Origin of the sequence: Paenibacillus sp. FSL R7-0652 (genome assembly GCF_038595045.1) — a bacterium.
In the GTDB taxonomy this organism is placed as follows: domain Bacteria; phylum Bacillota; class Bacilli; order Paenibacillales; family Paenibacillaceae; genus Paenibacillus.
Window position 1 is genome coordinate 5,229,420 of the sequence record NZ_CP152001.1, and the last position, 16,523, is coordinate 5,245,942.

A 16,523-nucleotide genomic window follows, 5' to 3' on the forward strand; every position below is an offset into this window, starting at 1 on the left:
CATTCAGGAAATCGGAGATCCATTCCTCCCCGGAGCAAACAATAGAAACGGCCTCCCCTGTAATTTCACAGGAAGGAGGCCGTTTCTCATATCCAACTTCGTCCCGATCATCGGCTTATGCCGGACAAGGATGAAGCGCTGCTTTTCCCAAACCATACGCTAGGAATAAAGCTTATTCCGTACTGTTCATAACTTGGCTTTACCCGTTTACGTTAGTATTCCGTTCATTTCACCTTCACCTTAATCGTATTGGTCGTTGTCACGCCAGCATCGTTAACCAGCTCCGCCCGGTACGTATATGTGCCGGAAGCTTTGCCTTTCACTGCAGTTACAGCGAACTGCGGCAGCGGTGTTGATGCTTTAAGTGACTGTGTATCAATCAACTCATCATTCTCATAGAGACGATACTCGGCTGCATTGGTTCCCCACCACAAGTTCATCATGACCTTGTAGCTGCCGTCCACATCCCAATTATCATGAGAGAGCACACCCTTACCAGGCAGTGCATCGGTAACCCGTACAGTCAGCGTCTGACTGCGCGTTACTCCCTTATCATTAGCCAGCTCGGCAACATAAGTGTAAGTACCATTGGTTTTGCCTGTAATTTTTGTTTGAGCAAACTGTGCCCAAGGCGCATTATAGGTCAGCTTTTGCGAATCAACCAATACACCATCCTCGTACAACTTGTAGCTGGTCGCATTCTCGCCCCACCACATGTTCATGGACACCGTATAGCTGCCGCCCAACAGTCCGTTAACAAAACCGTTATTGTGAGACAACATAGGAGTACCAGGCGCTCTCACAGCCGGTGATTCAGGCTCAGTTTCTGTGGACTCCACCGTAATGGCTGTGCTGCTCGTACCTGCAAGACCCTGCTCATCTTTCACCGTCGTCTCCACCGTGTACTTGCCGCCTTCCAGATTCTCTAATGAATATTGGAAGCTGCCATCGGCCTGGACATCCAACGTACCTTCTTTTAACGTCGAGCCATCTTCTTTTTTCACTGCATAGGATGCTTCCAGCGCAGCTGCCGGATCAAACTGGATGCTCCAACCTTTGGCCAGCGCAGGGGCAGCACGGAAATACAGATCATCCACCGTACCGTTAATTTCAACGGCATCTTCCGCTTTAAACTCCAGTGATTGTGGAGCAGTCACTGCCGGAGCTGTCTTTTTCACCAGAAAAGGTGAAGTATCTTCCTTATACGTTTTGCCATCCGTACCGATGGTTGTAATGTCCACGGTATACAAGCCGTCCGGAATTTCGGTGACTTCTTCCGTCGCGTAGTCGGAATACTGACCATCCCAAGCCAGATTGTATCTTGTATTTGCGTTAAAGGTATAATAATTGCCAAAGATTGAGCCGATGTAACCATCGTTATAATGTCCGCCCTGAGGATCAAAGCCGTCATAAATTTCAATTAATGCAAACGTCATAGGATTATGAAATTCCATTGCAACGTTCAAGGTGTCCAGCGAACCGTCCGCTTTCAACGGATAGTGGAAAGGATTTTTCTCGTTCCCTTTCACCGTTTCAATGTATTTTACTCCATTAGATGTCACATTAAAGTGCGCCACATACGGCACGGTAAATATATTTGTCCCATTCGTAATTTCAATGTAACCTTGTGCCTCGGTTTGCGCTGTTACACCACGAGGAACGGTTACCGTTACTGCCAGTTCTTCTTCTCCATTCAAGGCAAATGAAGCTTTATCAACTGCAACAGATACGCCAGGCACTGTACGCGTTGGATTCACGCTTACCGTGTACTCACCACCGCTTCCGTTCAAGGCCTGCACCTTGATCGTTTTGGTTACTGTTTTTTCATCTGTACTCATGAAATTGCCGTAGTTGATGCTTCCCGTAATGTTTTCTTTCTCAACTACCGAACCACTCTCGGTATACTGGGTCACGTCCATGACTTTAACAAAAGCTGCTGGATCAATTGATTTGACCGCCTGAATGCGGCCTGCACCCTGATCAAACACATCATATTTGGCCGTATCCATGATTTTGGCATTATTCATCAGAGCCGCTTTGACATCAAAAGGTGTCCATTCCGGGTGCTTTTCAAGCAGCAGAGCAGCAAGTCCCGCGACGTGCGGCGCAGCCATACTTGTGCCACTTTTCCGGTCATATGCCTGTGCATAATCAGCTTCTGGTTCATCTTTGCCATAAGCAGGAACCGTCGACAGAATGTTGGAACCCGGTGCAACAACATCCGGTTTAATATCCAGCGTCACCTTCGCAGGTCCGCGAGAACTGGAGGAACTCATCTCATCCCCAGGTGTCTGACTGCGTTCAAAATCACTAAAGTTCACTTCCACAGACTGACCTGCATCCAGTTCAGCCTTGATTGCTTCGCCGTCTTCCTTCGACATGCTCAGTGTCGGAATAAAGTCAAAGCTGTCTCCGAGACTAACGCCAATCGGACCCGGGACATTGTTATATACGATAACCGCCACAGCGCCGGCTGCTTTGGCATTTGCAATTTTCTCGACAAAAGCGAGTTCCCCGCGTTGAATTAACGCGATTTTGCCTGTAAGATCTTTACCTTCGAAATCAGCAGGTTTACCCAAACCTGCGAACTCAACGCCATATCGGTCTGTCAGGACAGATTCAGGATCGGCTGCAAGACTCCAGCCCATGACATCCAGACGATATACCGACTCGGTAACAGCCAGAGGCGACTGCTCCGTTTCTGCTGTTTCCTCAGGTGCAGCGGCTTCCTCTTCCGGATCGGATGGTGAAGCCGCATCGGTTCCTTCTGTCGCTGGAGCAGGAATTTCACCTGTTGTCCCATTATCCGTTATTGCGTCTGAAGCTTTCTCTTGGTCCACATCAGGCTGATCAGCCTGATGCGGCTCATTGGACGATGCTGCATCAGCAGTAATTCCGCTATTCTGTGCAGGCGCTGCCTCTTCCGATTCAGGTGCACTGCCTTCCGCCTCCACACCGCCTTCAGGCGAAGCTTCCGGTGTAGAACCAGGTTCCTGCGTTTCAGGAGCATTTCCCAGTTCAGGAGTCTGCTCTTGATCTGGAGCAGGTTGTTGTTCAGGCGCTGATTCCTGACTCTCTTCACCAATCCAGAAATGGGTGTTTGCCGTAATCGCCTGGCTGGGACCTGTGGAGTTACCTACAGTAATCGCCATGGCAGATGCGCCCGGTGAACCAAGAGTATAACGGTTAGGCCCACTGTTACCACTGGATACAACCGCAGTAACACCAGACAGCATCGCATTGTTCAATGCAACCGAAGTGACATAGCTTGGATCATTGTTTGCGGCACCAAGTGACAAGTTGATAACATCCATGCCATCCGCTACGGAACGGTCAATTCCGCCGAGTACCCATGACGTCTGTCCACTGCCGTATGGACCTAGAACACGGTAAGCATAAATATCTGCTTCGGGAGCGATACCAACGATACCATAGTCTCCTGCTTCACGAGCAGCCACCGTACCAGAAACGTGTGTACCGTGAGATGTATAATAAGGGCGCCCATCCTCGTCAAATTCAGGCTGGCCTGAGGCTTTCCATTCCTGATAAGTTGCTTCATACGGATCATTATCATTTCCTACAAAGTCCCATCCGCCTTTGTAAGCATCGCGCAGATTGGGATGAGTATAGTCAATTCCGGTATCAATGACGCCTACCTTAACGCCTTTGCCTTTATAGCCGAGATCCCATACTTCAGGAGCTCCGATAAAAGGCGCTGTATCTTTCATATGCGGATTAACTTCATCTTGGTCTGGTGCCAGCGTCACTTCAAGGTCAGGGTAGACACTGACTACGCCTGGTATTTGAAGCAATTGTCCCAATTGGTTCCCCTTTACTTCAAGGGCTACACCGTTAAGGGCATATGCATAATTGTCCAGCACTTCGTGTTTGATTTTTTTCTGAGTGAGGCTATGTACAAATGACTGTTGTTGCTCCTCAACTTGAGTTACAGCATTTGTTTCCATAGAGGAGGTGAATGATCTTCCTGAGAGGGTTGATTCGCCTTGTGCTACAGCAACAGGTTTAGTGGACAGTTCAACGATGACTCGTGTGTTCTCTCCGCCAAGTCCCTCCAGACTTTTATCCAGAAACGGATCTGCAGAAATTCGAGCTTCCCGTCCGGCAAGCACGTCTCTCCATTGTTTTGCTGTAGTGCTGTTTAGTGTGTTCTCCAGTTGAATTGCAGAATCCGCAGAAGCGGCTCCAGCCGCAGGCGGGATAAGGGAAAAAACCATAAGGACACTCATTAACATAGATATCAATCGTTTATTCAAGGCTATGCCCTCCTTCTTCGTGTAAACGCCTCACCAAATGGGATCCAATGCAGGAAGCACTGCAATACGTTCGACCAATTCACCACCAATCCGCAAAATGTTTGACCCCTGGTAAATTATTCTACCAAAATATCACTTTTTCCTTCTAAATACTTACATTATGATATAAAAATCACTTATATGGTTCTTAAGAAGGATATATAGTCCCGTTTGTATAATTTTGTCGTTTGAATATTAAAATTTAAAATACGGGAAGCAAAATAAAAAAACCATGCTCCTCTGTACTGAAGAAAGGCATGGTTTATAGGTGAACTGCATGAGTTTTCATGTGATTGAACGATTGATTCCATACTCCTTTTTCAGACGTAAAGCAGAGCTGTGACACTGCATTTTAAAAGCAGAAACTCATTTAACAATGAATTTTAGTTGTTTTCCTGTTAGACCTCCGGCTTAAATGCTTCAATGCGAAGGCGCTTGTAATCTGCATAGATTCCATCATTTCTCCAAAGCTTCGGAACCACGATCCGGCTGATCTCCTGACACCATTCCTCCACCTGCTCGGAGCCATATCCCTCGAAGTAGTCATCTCCAAAATGAGTCAGCCAGCCTATAACTCCTTGTTCACCATCTGCTAGTTTGGTAGGACGGTCATAAAGATAGGCCTGCCGAACTACAAAACCTCTTTCTTCCAAGATGCTGCTGTATTGTCCGATCGTCGGAAAATACCATGGATTGCGTTCCGAGGCGTTGATCCCCGTGTGCCGCTTTAGTACTTCCTCGATAGCATTTACAATGACCTCCACATTACCTCGGCCTCCGAATTCAGCCACAAACCGCCCTCCCGGTTTCAATGCATGCCATACACAATCTACAACGTTACGGGAATTACGCATCCAGTGCAGTGCTGCATTGGAAAAAACAGCGTCGAACAGCTTCTCTGTTGTGAATTGCTGACCGTCAGCTTCCCAAAATTCAATACTCGGGAACTTTTTTCTGGCATGTTCGATCATGTCTGATGAGGCGTCCATGCCCGTTACCGCCGCCCCTGAAAGAGCAATTTCATACGTTAAATCTCCAGTTCCACAGCCGAGATCAAGAATGGATTCCCCTTCTCTGGGGCGAAGCCAAGAGATCAGATTTTTCCCATACTCTGATACAAAAGCCAGCTGCTTGTCGTAGTCCTCGGCCTGCCACTGATTTATAGATTTCATCTGCTCCACCGTCGCTTCCTATATTGATATCCTCATTGTGGCACAGATTTCCTTATTGATAAAATATATATAATCTATTTCATTTATAGGTAAAAGCAATTAAGGGAGGAGAGTCTTTATCCCCTGAACGCAAAAAAAGCTTCCCGAAGGAAGCCTTTTTCTGAACGTCCCAGGAGGGATTCGAACCCCCGACCGACGGCTTAGAAGGCCGTTGCTCTATCCTGCTGAGCTACTGAGACAAATATGTATAATAAAATGCGGAACGTTCTCTATTATACTCCCTTTTCTATTTTTTTCAATAGTTTTATTAAAAATTAATAATGAACCTAAAAACCAGCCGACTCCGTATAATATGTATATTCAAACAGGAAGCAGCATAGGTTATCTGCTTTGAGGTAATATTGATAATACCCGCATGAGCCTAAAATGCTTATTCAACAAACCCCTAGCGGGGTAATCTGTTGCATACATATCATTTGCAGTTTTATTAAAGGAGAGAATCGTATGAGACAACTTCTATCGTCACTATCTTATTTCAGCATTTTCTTTGCCCCGTTCCTGTTTCCCATCGTTGTATGGATCGTGGCACAGGATGAGTACATTGCAGGACACGCAAAACTCGCCTTGTTCTCCCATGTCTTTCCGTTTTTGGCGGCGATCCCCCTGTTTTATTTCTTCGTGACATCTCACAGCCTGGGATCTGCAGTAGGGTTCGTTATTTTGTTCTTTGTTATCTATGGTTTGAGCTTTGTATATAATGTTGTAAAAGGAATTCAAGTCCTGCGTGAATATTATTAAGCCGCGTTAAGCAAACATATCAAACACAGCAGAATGATTAACAGACCCGCCGTATTTATACGGCGGGTCGTTCTAATTTCTTTTTCGCCGACCTGCTTCACAGCCGCTATATGCAAATCAATTATGCAGAAAGGACTTTATCCTTGACCAATCAAATACCGCTGCAGCGTTGTTCCAAGCAAACCGAAGGCAAACAGGTTGCTTTGAAACTGAGCCTTGTCTTCCTCGGCCGTAATACCCTCACTATTTTCAAACGCCGTTTCCGTCGCATCTTCAAAAGCAGTATGCATATTGTTGTTATACCAGTCAATCGCTCCATCCGAGTGATTCCGCACAATACGCACCACCTGCAGTTCGCTGCCCGGCTGCGCTGCTGCTACATATACAAGTAATGACGGATCGCCTGCATTTCCCGGCTGCACCTCAACTTCGGCACAAGATAATCCATCCACTTCGGTTAATCTGCGTATTTTGGCATCCTGAATTGCATACATCGTTATCGCTCTCCTTTATTCTCATCATGTGCTTTGTTCGATCTGGTGCCTGGTTTCCGGCGTCCCCAATCGATAAATCTCCCGGTAAACCTGCTGCAGAACCGCTTCATAAGCGCGATTCACATCATGTTCTGGCGTATCCGGCCAGGGAAATACCATTCCCGGAAAGGCTTCTTCTTCCTTTTCCTGCATAAGATAAAGCAATCCCAATAAATGTTCGGCTTCCTGCGGTGTTGCCTGAATCACCCATTCATACGATGTTACAGACGAATCCGGTATGACAGAGCGCCCCATGACAGACACATAATAATTGATCCTGTCCATTCCATGTTCTCCCCTTCACAGGCAGCTTAAGACTGTTATCCCTAGATGTAGTTTCCGAAAAGGACAGACATTTTATGCCTGCATTCGGCATATATTTGTTACGACCTCTGACGAAAAAGACAACATTTGCCAGCTTCTTTTGATTTTTGGCAGCATACGGATGAACGACTCGACCAAGAAAGGATGAACAAACCATGTGCGGTATAACCGGCTTCGTACAGTGGAATCGGGATTTGACACAGGAATCGGAGCTGCTCGTCCGGATGACGGATAGCTTATCGAACCGTGGGCCCGACGCTTCAGGTACATGGATTTCCAACCCTTGTGCTTTTGGGCATCGCCGCCTCAGTGTAATGGACCCGGAGAACGGGGCACAGCCAATGCATGCATTACAAGGAGACTACTCCTATACTGTTGTGTATAACGGAGAACTATACAATGCACCCGAGTTAAAAAAAGAACTGCTTCAGCGGGGGCATCATTTCCGCACCCAGTGTGATACAGAAGTCCTCCTGGCTTCGTATATCGAATGGGGGCCAGCATGTGTTGAGAAATTTAATGGTATATTCGCTTTTGCTATATGGGATGGAGGACGGGAACAGGTCTTTATAGCCCGTGACCGCCTTGGGGTCAAACCTTTGTTCTACAGTAATGCTAAGGATGCCCTTGTTTTTGGTTCTGAGCCCAAAGCGCTGCTTCTTCACCCCGATGTAGAAGCTGCCGTAGGTCCTGAAGGACTGGCGGAGGTTTTTATTGTAGGGCCTGCGCGAACACCGGGGCATGGGGTCTATTCCTCACTTCATGAGTTGAAGCCTGCTCATGCGATGATTTACAGCCGCAGCGGAATGAAAACCTATGCCTATTGGAAGCTGGAATCTGTCAAACACGAACATAACCTGGAAGAAACAGCAGCTGAAGTCCGCCGTCTGTTACAGGATACACTGGAACGCCAATTAGCTTCCGATGTTCCTGTATGCTCCCTTTTATCCGGGGGCCTTGACTCCAGTGCCTTATCTGCTTTGGCTGTTGATTATTACAACCGGACGGGGCAGGGGCAAGTCAGTACGTATTCGGTAGATTATGTGGACAACGCCAAACATTTTCAGGCCCATTCTTTTCAGCCCGGTGCAGACGGTCCATGGATTCAGCGAATGGTGGATGAGCTCCAAACCGATCACCACTGGATCGAGATTGAAAATGGAGAGCTTGTACACGCATTAACTCAGGCTATGCTTGTAAGAGATCTGCCGGGCATGGCCGATGTCGACTCGTCTTTATATCTGTTCTGCAAAGAGATCAAAAAGGGAGCGACTGTCGCCATATCTGGCGAAGCTGCAGATGAGGTATTTGGCGGCTATCCCTGGTTTCACCGCGATGAAATGCTGAATTCAGGCACTTTCCCTTGGTCAGTGGCGCCTGATATGCGGGCAGGGCTGCTGTCTCCGGATATCCGCGAGTGGATTAGACCGCTTGACTATCTGGCTGACCGATACTCCGATGCGGTAGCCGAGGTTCCGTTACTGGATGGCGAAACAGGGAAAACAGCTCAGATGCGTGTTATGTCTTACTTAAACATTACACGTTTTATGCCTACGCTGCTGGATCGCAAAGACCGAATGAGCATGGGTGCCGGCCTGGAAGTCCGTGTTCCTTACTGTGATCATAGGCTGATCCAATATGTCTTTAACATTCCCTGGGAAATGAAAATTACCGGAGGACGTGAGAAAGGCATTTTACGAAAAGCACTTGAAGGCGTTCTGCCTGACGATGTGTTATATCGTAAAAAAAGCCCTTATCCCAAAACACATAACCCTCAATACCTGGCAGCCGTTAAGCAGCAGGTACTTGAAATTCTGGATGATCCAACATCACCAATTCTGCCGTTAATCGACAAAGTGCAGATTCGGAATCTTGCATCTTCACCCGATGCCTCATCAAATCTGCCCTGGTTCGGACAATTAATGTCAGGACCGCAGCTGTTCGCTTATTTGACTCAAATCAACAGCTGGCTCAAGACGTATCATGTTGCTATTCGATAAGGGACGCCATCTTTTGTTAAATTTATCTTTTGGAACGAGAACTGCCCCTATACCATCCAGTTGGTATAAGGGCAGTTTTGCTTATATTTTATTTTTCTGTTCTTCGCCACTCATTTCTTTAATGGTTGTCCTTTCTCTTCAAATCTTTTGTGCTAGGAGACTTTAAAACGGGCTGCGGACTGCTGCAGCACCTCGGCCATGGATGACAAATCATGGGCGGCCGATGCAATTTCCTGCATTGCAGAGAGCTGTTCTTCTGTCGTCGCACTTACTTCCTCTGTTCCAGCAGCCGCATTCTCCGTGACCTCCATGATCGACTTCATAGACACATTAATCTGCGCTACACCGGCATTCATCTGTTCAATCGAAGCAGAAACCTCCTGTGTCTGCCCCGCTACACTACTAACCGCATTCTGAATCTTATCAAATGTATCTCCTGCGTGGTTCACCAGTTGAATCCCTGTCTGCACTTCGGAAGATACAGCGCTCATGGAGTTGGCGGCATTACTCATGCCCGCTTCAATGGAGGTAACCAGTTTCACGATCTCTCCTGCAGACTGTGCAGACTGCTCTGACAGTTTCCGTACTTCCGTTGCGACAACCTGGAACCCCCTTCCATGTTCCCCAGCTCTAGCCGCTTCAATGGCTGCATTCAGGGATAACAGATTCGTTTGAGCAGCTATTTCAGAGATGGTATCCACCATCTTCACGATATCTGACGAGTGTTTGCCAAGTTCTTCAATGACTCCGGCAAGACTGGCAACGGTGTTTTGAATTGAATTCATCTGTCCAACTGCGGAGCGGATCGATTCACTACCGGATATTGTCTGGGTAGAAGCTTCTGAAGCCTGCTCGGAAACAACGGTTGTATTTTCAACCACCCGCCTGAAACCGGCTGCCAGTTCATTCATAGTCTGGAATCCTTCGCTAACCATACGAACCTGCGCATCCATTCCCTCTGCAATCTCGCCCATCGTAGTTGCTACTTGCTCATTCGCAATAACCGTCTGTTCTGTACTCGCCGTCAATTCTTCCGAAGAGGCTGCAACGCGTTCGGCACCATCCCCCACCTGATGAATCAACGTCCGCAGATTGACAGACATAACGTTAAATGCCTCTGCCATCTCTCCAATCTCATCTCGGCTGCGTACCTTGATAGGCTCTCCCGTCAAGTCCCCTTCAGCAATTCGTCCAGCTGCCTGAGCCACAGATTGAACCGGTTTAGAGATGAGACGGCCAATAATGATGGCGATTGCTAAACCAACGAGAATAGATACGGTGCCAATAATGCTGATCCAACGAAGTACTTTGGCTGTTTGAAGATTCGCCGCAGCCGATCCTTCATCCATTGCCTTTTGCTGATGTTTTTCCATGGATTCTACAATCCCTTCAAATTCGGCAATAAGCTGAGGGGCTGTACTTTCCATTAAGCGAGAAATTTCTCCTACATTTCCTTGTGTTGTGAGTGACATTACATTTTTTGAAAAATCATAGTACTGCTTCATCATCTCATCAGAGCTGACCAGATATTGTTTCATAGCGGAACTGGTAACCGTCGATTTCAAATCTTCACTCAAATTTATGTAATCTTCGTAAGCCTTGGTAAAAGCATCTTCATTCTCCTTGTTTGCCTGCATAATGTAGTTCCTCAAGGCAATTTGTTGTGATTTAAGATCAATCGTCATATTTTTGATTTTCAGCAGTTTGCTTGTTCGATCATTGATTAAATTCGTGTATGTCTTCTCCAGATTTACAAATTGGAAGTATGAAATAACCGTAACCGTTACCAACAATAATAGAACGGATGAGAAACCAATAAGCAGTTTTTGACTAATGGATATCTTTTTCACGTCGAATTCCTCCTAAATTTCAATAGAAGTAAAACAATTTTATTATTTAATTGCGTAATAACCTCCTCCTCCTATTAAGTCAAAAGACCCATACAATGATATATGTTAATATAATATTCATATTCACTATCTCAAAAACAGGTCTTTATTCCTAATTGATACTAACCCAAAACAAACCAAAGTTGAATCATCAATATTTAAAATTTTCAACAAAAAAGTCAAGACCCATTTACAGGAGATCACTTACTATCCTTTCATTACAAAAAAAACATCTTTCAGTAAAGCCTGTATCCAAACCGTTCTCCGATTTGACACAAGCTGCTGCTGAAAGATGTTTTTATTGATGAATAAATGCTGGATTCCGCTCCAATAATCCTGTACCGAATGTTTCTCTGAACGGGGAATCCTGCATATGAATATAACCGATGTAACAGCCGCACTTTTTCATACCGCATGGCCGTTCTGCAGACAAAGCCTGCAGGCCATCACGATAGAGATGACCAATGATTCGACGGTCCTTGTAACACCTTTTTACGTGTCCCGAGCCTTGAACATAAAACACATCTGAACCTGCGGCACAGCGCTTGCCCAAACTGTCATAGTCCTGTAAATTCCCCTCGAACAGCGGATCAATTCCTTTGAGAAACTCAATCTCATCCGGAGTGTAGTATTGGGACCGATCCTTGAACGCATTGATCCACATATACACATCATCAGGCAGTGCCTGCCTCATGGATTCTATCGCCGGAAACGCACTCCGCAGTCCAACAGTACCCACACTAAAAGACAGCCCCATCTCTGTCAAAGTCCTGCATTGATTGACAAAAGACGCCTCTTTCGTCTCACGAGGGTGATATGTGGCCCAGAAGGCCGCTTTGCGCACATGCAGCTCACGTGCCCAATCGAGCTTGACAGATAGATTGGTTTGAATCGCTACCTTATCCACGTGCCCCATATGTGACAATTCAACCATTGCTTCCCGATACCAGCGCCGAACCAAGGCTTCTCCATAGGGATTGAAGAATATAGAGAAACGGTGCCCCTGACTCTCCTGTTCTCTAACCCAGGTTACAAACTGGCGGAGCTGCTGTTCATCCACGTTTAACGTTTCTTTGGAATCTACCGTTTTGCTAAAAGGACAGTAAGGACAGTCATAGTTACAAGACGACAACTTCCCTCGATAATACAAGGTCGCTCTCATGAGAAAACAAACCTTTCCATCTGCTCACGGATATCAGCAGAAATGAGCCAGTCTCCGATCGCATCCGAATATCCAAGACCGTCCTCCGTCAAACGCAGCACCTGCTCATCTCCCTCCATATCGAAGCAGGCCATATCCTCTTCCAGTAATTCGCTCAGCCAAGGATAATCAGACAGTACATCTGTTCCAAACCTTTCCTGATAAAGGGACAACATCAATCCCTCACGGTGCAGCAGCGCTTTTAAGATAAATCTGCGTCTCTGTTCTTCACGGCTTAACACAATACCGTAATCTGCCTCATCATAACGTTCAGCGTTAACATAATCGGCAATAATGCTCTGTGTCGCCTTATAGGTCACACCATATTTGGAAGCATAATGAACCCTGTTCGTATAGGAGCGTGCACCACATCCGAGACCAACCATCCCTTCTTCCTGACAGCTGTAAGGAAGAAGCGTTTTGACAGAAGACTGCTCTTTCGCAAACCGGCGCATCGAGTACTGCGTATACCCTTTGCTTTTTAACAGCTCACGCGCCGCTTTGTAAAGCTCCATTCGAATATCTGGTCCCTGACGCTGAATATCTTCTGGCTTTACAATCGTATTCTCTCGTGTGTACAGCGGGTAGATAAACACTTCACCCGGATCGTATGCCAGCACGCGCTCAAGTGAATACGTCCAAGTCTCAATCGTCTGGCCAGGCAGGCCATAGATCAAGTCCAGATTCAGCAGCGGAAAATCATGACGGACCAGCTTCTCCAGCGCACGTTCTACCTCCTGTGGTTTCTGCGGACGATAGATTGCAGCTGCTTCCGCTTCGATAAAACTTTGTATTCCCATGCTCACCCGGTCTACGCGGCGTTCCTTCAAAATGCTCAATTTGCCATCCGTTACCGTATCAGGAGAAGTTTCCACCGAAATTGAAGCCTGTGACGGGTCCAGTCCCATGATGTCCTCAGCAATGTCGAATAAGCGGCTGAGCTGCTTCTCCTGCAGCAACGTTGGTGTTCCCCCGCCAATGGCAAACCTGGAATAGGGTCTGCGTGAGGTCATTGGTGCCCACTGCCTCGCCTGCCGCTCAAGCGCATCCACGTACTGTTCGTGACTATCCTGCCTTTTATCCGGCAGTGTGAACAAGTTACAAAACCCGCAGCGAGCGGCGCAGAAAGGAATATGCATATATAAAAAATAGGTCTCCGTGTCTTCCTTTTCCCACAAAGATTGCAGTGGAATCGGCGGATTCAGCTCACGATATGCGGTCTTATGCGGATAAGAATACAGATAAGAACGATAAGGGAAGGTCAACACTTCACGAAGAGCTGCTGCAGGCTCGGAGCCAGACTGTTCGGCGCCTGCTGCAGTTCGCTCTGAATACTCACTCATCGGCTTCCTCCTTACAAAATAAATTCACGATACGGCACGGTCCAAACGACATCATGCGCCAGCCGGTGACCGTGGTACCCATCCTCACCGTAGGCTGTACCATGATCGGAAAAAGCAAGGCAGAACGTCGGCCGCTCTCGCTCTCTCATAGCTTCAAACAACGGTCCTAACGCCTTGTCCACATATCGCAGTGCAGCACGCTGCGTCACTACCGAGTCCTCTCGGGCTCCATCAACGAAGTATCGGTTGGGACCGTGAATCGCAGACACATTCATAAACAGAAACAGCTTCTCATCAGGTGCCGTCTGTTTGAGCAGCTTTAACGCATGGTTCACCTGATTTTCGGTGGACCTTGGATTGGTGACCCCAAAATTCATTCGCCAATAACTCTGCTGGAAATAACCTGGAAGCACTTTCGCTAGGGGGTTCTTTTTCGTAAAAAAAATAACACCGCCGATACAGATGGTGCGGTATCCCTCTGCGGCTAAACCGGAAACGATATCCGGTGTATCAAACAACCAGGTGTGAGGGTGAGTCTTGAGCCCGGTATTCCGGGAATGGAACAATCGGATATGAGATGCCTTGTCTGTATTCGCAGGCGTAGGCATAAAACCACCAAAAAAAGCATGATGCGCAGCATATGTAAAACTCCCGGGAGTATGCCGCTTCTCCCAAGGGCCTGAACCGCACAGATTAGGGCAGTGCTCTTCCTCCAGCTTGGCAGCGTCGTAACGCAGCGTATCCAAAGTAATCATTAGAATATTATGGGAGCCTACAATGGTGTTCATATCAGGCATGTTTAACAGGCTCCTCCTTTCGCAAAAGCTTCATCTCCCATTCATAGGGACTCATACCTTGATGCTTGACTCGGTATAACAGGTCACCGAACGGATTCACATCCAGCACATACGCACGGGCATTCATCCCGCTGGTAAGCAGGACATCAATGCCTGCCGACCATGAATCGGGAAAGGTCATCATTGTATCCTGAGCTGCTTTCTGAATCATGGACATATGCAGTTCGTCCAAGCCAGCATCGGCCGGCAGCATTCGCTCATTCCGCAGATGGAGATTAGTGATCGGTGTGCGGCTAAGACGCATAACGGCATGCCCCGCCTGTCCTGCCGCAACGAGTTGACGAATATCATAAACGCGCTGATTCAGAGCAGCTTTGGGCATCCATCGCTCGATCTGTGCTCCTTCAGCACAGAGCCAGTCCATCAGGATGCGAATCTCATTATGACGGGTATACCTCTGCAGTTTACCCTCATTATAAAAAACAGTTTGGCCCTGGAAGATTTCCATGCCTACCGTTGTAACCGCAATCTCCTCACCTGTCCGCGGATTTATCTGATAGGCCACAACCCCCGATGCACCCGAGCCGCAGGCCAGCTTGACAAAGACCCGGTGCATCTGCGAAACGTTCATTGCCTCACGCAATATTTCCCAGCAATCGATAGGCTGTGAAGAGGGCAGTAACGGTGGAACCGGAATACCATGCTGTGCCAAGTGCAGCTGACATTCTCTTTTATCAAACATCAGGCCAATCTCGGCCGGGTCATTCCAAAATTGGACATCAGGCCACACCTCGCGTGCTTCTCGCGCAGCCCGGTTAAGAAAAGTCTTCCAGCCCCGGAACCATTGGGCAGGCGCGTAGATTCTTCCCCACTGCTGCTCTAACCTAAGAGAAGCTTCAGCTGAGAAAGTCTCCTGACCTATCTTTTGCGACGACGATGACAGATCACTTCGTACGCGGCGCGCTGATCTCTTCAAGTCGTGCATGGTATCGCCCGATTCCTTAAAGTCTAAAGCTCCAAGCTGCAGCAGTCCGCGTTCCACATCCCAATCTTCGCCTGGGGCATCCAGTCGAATGAGCGGCGCTGGAGAGTTTGACTGCACAAGTTCGGCGAGACCTCCTCCCTCTCTCCAAGTATGGAGAAGCTGCCCATATGACAGCATATGGGCAGGACTCATTCCCGCTTGTTTTCGAGCTTCCTGCAGTCCTGCTGTTCTTCGATTGTCCAGGTTACCGATTAATAACAAAGGTTTCTCATCCCACATCGGCTATTCTGTCAGCATCGGGAAACGCCAGTCCTCTTCATCACTTTCCTGCTGGTCACTCACATCTACCGACATGCCGGATTGATTCCAGCGCAGCATCATTTCATCCGTCATGTAATGATAGCTTAGATTCAGGTGCTTCAACTGTTTAATTTTATCACTGGCAAGCAGTGCTTCTGCCCCTTCATCCGACAAGGTTCCTTCCGAGAAATCGAGCACTTGAAGCTGCTCGAGAATCGGCGCCTCTGCAGCAGCCTTTGCAATCTCGTCCTGAATTTCACTGTTCTTCAAACCGAGGTACTCCAATTTAGGGAAACGTCCTTTTTCAAGCAAAGGCTGCACATCCTCCAAAGAACCATCGAATCCGTAATCTACAACCCCTAGATACAGTTCAAGCTTGCGCAATTCAGGCAGCTCTGCCGTGGCAATGTCGGACAAGACATTCTTCGGCAGACCACCGCAAATAATGATTAATTCTTCCAGCTTGCTGTGCCGGAGAGGCTCCAGTTCAAGTCCGCTGCTGCCTTTAATCACAAACGAGGTCAAATTCGGAAAAGCTTGCAGAATTGGTGCAAGATTCGTTTGAATAATCCAGGAAACTTCGCATTCTTCGGACTCCATATCTCCGATAAATAATTGTTTCAAAGCCGGGAAACTTGGTGCAAGCTCAATCAAGGTATCCTTGAATTCCTGCGGAGAATTTTCATAAGCTTGTCCCCAATCACCAATGATCAGGCTTTCCAGCGCTGCCGCTTCCGGTTTCGCTGCCAAATCCCGAAGGAGTGTCTCCATTCGAATACCCTCTTCATAGTCATCGTAAGATACAACCAGCTTCACTTCCTGCACGCCAAATCCCTCCCGTATAAGGTTAATCGTCTTTCACTCATTT

At 47.4% G+C, this 16,523-nt stretch carries 12 protein-coding genes and 1 tRNA gene; 2 read left to right on the plus strand and 11 right to left on the minus strand.

Translation table 11 applies throughout. The annotated features are described in order from the left end of the window. Positions 1–224 precede the first annotated feature (224 nt). The 3 genes from MKY97_RS22915 to MKY97_RS22925 form a co-directional block, all read right to left on the minus strand. Positions 225–4,274: a S8 family serine peptidase gene (locus MKY97_RS22915; protein WP_342552545.1), complete on the minus strand. Its 4,050-nt coding sequence runs from the start codon at positions 4,272–4,274 to the stop codon at positions 225–227. A 437-nt stretch (positions 4,275–4,711) separates the two neighbouring features. Beyond that, complete coding sequence (locus MKY97_RS22920) at positions 4,712–5,485, minus strand: class I SAM-dependent methyltransferase (RefSeq protein WP_342552546.1); 774 nt, start codon at positions 5,483–5,485, stop codon at positions 4,712–4,714. Positions 5,486–5,650: 165 nt separating this feature from the next. Beyond that, a tRNA-Arg gene (locus MKY97_RS22925) sits at positions 5,651–5,724 on the minus strand. Between the two features lie 265 nt (positions 5,725–5,989). Here MKY97_RS22925 and MKY97_RS22930 point away from each other — a divergent pair. Further along, the gene (locus MKY97_RS22930) at positions 5,990–6,283 is read left to right on the plus strand and encodes a DUF4870 domain-containing protein (RefSeq protein ID WP_342552547.1); all 294 of its coding nucleotides are present in this window, start codon (positions 5,990–5,992) and stop codon (positions 6,281–6,283) included. 137 nt (positions 6,284–6,420) lie between these two features. Here MKY97_RS22930 and MKY97_RS22935 read toward each other — a convergent pair whose 3' ends face one another. Together MKY97_RS22935 and MKY97_RS22940 are read right to left on the minus strand one after the other, a co-directional pair. After that, entirely contained in the window at positions 6,421–6,777 is a 357-nt protein-coding gene (locus tag MKY97_RS22935; RefSeq protein ID WP_342552548.1) for a hypothetical protein, read from the minus strand. Positions 6,778–6,801: 24 nt separating this feature from the next. Continuing rightward, a complete protein-coding gene (locus tag MKY97_RS22940) occupies positions 6,802–7,101 on the minus strand; it encodes a hypothetical protein (RefSeq protein WP_342552549.1) in 300 nt (99 codons plus the stop codon). Between the two features lie 194 nt (positions 7,102–7,295). Here MKY97_RS22940 and asnB point away from each other — a divergent pair, with 194 nt between their 5' ends. After that, a complete protein-coding gene (gene asnB / locus MKY97_RS22945) occupies positions 7,296–9,140 on the plus strand; it encodes an asparagine synthase (glutamine-hydrolyzing) (protein WP_342552550.1) in 1,845 nt (614 codons plus the stop codon). 152 nt (positions 9,141–9,292) lie between these two features. Here the strand turns inward: asnB and MKY97_RS22950 are convergent, their stop codons facing one another. The 6 genes from MKY97_RS22950 to MKY97_RS22975 all read right to left on the minus strand — a co-directional run bounded on the left by MKY97_RS22950 (position 9,293) and on the right by MKY97_RS22975 (position 16,480). Next, entirely contained in the window at positions 9,293–10,990 is a 1,698-nt protein-coding gene (locus MKY97_RS22950; RefSeq protein WP_342552551.1) for a methyl-accepting chemotaxis protein, read from the minus strand. Positions 10,991–11,327: 337 nt separating this feature from the next. After that, positions 11,328–12,191 carry an STM4011 family radical SAM protein gene (locus MKY97_RS22955; protein ID WP_342552552.1) on the minus strand — a complete coding sequence of 288 codons (864 nt, stop codon included), beginning with the start codon at positions 12,189–12,191 and terminating at the stop codon, positions 11,328–11,330. After that, on the minus strand, positions 12,188–13,573 hold the full coding sequence (locus MKY97_RS22960; RefSeq protein ID WP_342552553.1) for an STM4012 family radical SAM protein: 1,386 nt from the start codon (positions 13,571–13,573) through the stop codon (positions 12,188–12,190). The genes MKY97_RS22955 and MKY97_RS22960 overlap by 4 nt, the downstream gene beginning before the upstream one ends. An 11-nt stretch (positions 13,574–13,584) precedes the next feature. After that, complete coding sequence (locus tag MKY97_RS22965; protein ID WP_342552554.1) at positions 13,585–14,370, minus strand: STM4013/SEN3800 family hydrolase; 786 nt, start codon at positions 14,368–14,370, stop codon at positions 13,585–13,587. Further along, positions 14,363–15,616: an STM4014 family protein gene (locus tag MKY97_RS22970; RefSeq protein ID WP_342552555.1), complete on the minus strand. Its 1,254-nt coding sequence runs from the start codon at positions 15,614–15,616 to the stop codon at positions 14,363–14,365. The genes MKY97_RS22965 and MKY97_RS22970 overlap by 8 nt, the downstream gene beginning before the upstream one ends. Positions 15,617–15,637: 21 nt before the next feature. Further along, positions 15,638–16,480: an STM4015 family protein gene (locus MKY97_RS22975; protein ID WP_342552556.1), complete on the minus strand. Its 843-nt coding sequence runs from the start codon at positions 16,478–16,480 to the stop codon at positions 15,638–15,640. Positions 16,481–16,523: the final 43 nt, after the last annotated feature.

Bases quoted from the DNA above. Each gene is read 5' to 3' on its own strand.
- MKY97_RS22920 (WP_342552546.1), bottom strand. From the start codon at position 5,485: ATGAAATCTATAAATCAGTGGCAGGCCGAGGACTACGACAAGCAGCTG.
- MKY97_RS22930 (WP_342552547.1), top strand. From the start codon at position 5,990: ATGAGACAACTTCTATCGTCACTATCTTATTTCAGCATTTTCTTTGCC.
- MKY97_RS22935 (WP_342552548.1), bottom strand. From the start codon at position 6,777: ATGTATGCAATTCAGGATGCCAAAATACGCAGATTAACCGAAGTGGAT.
- MKY97_RS22940 (WP_342552549.1), bottom strand. From the start codon at position 7,101: ATGGACAGGATCAATTATTATGTGTCTGTCATGGGGCGCTCTGTCATA.
- asnB (WP_342552550.1), top strand. From the start codon at position 7,296: ATGTGCGGTATAACCGGCTTCGTACAGTGGAATCGGGATTTGACACAG.
- MKY97_RS22955 (WP_342552552.1), bottom strand. From the start codon at position 12,191: ATGAGAGCGACCTTGTATTATCGAGGGAAGTTGTCGTCTTGTAACTAT.
- MKY97_RS22960 (WP_342552553.1), bottom strand. From the start codon at position 13,573: ATGAGTGAGTATTCAGAGCGAACTGCAGCAGGCGCCGAACAGTCTGGC.
- MKY97_RS22965 (WP_342552554.1), bottom strand. From the start codon at position 14,370: ATGCCTGATATGAACACCATTGTAGGCTCCCATAATATTCTAATGATT.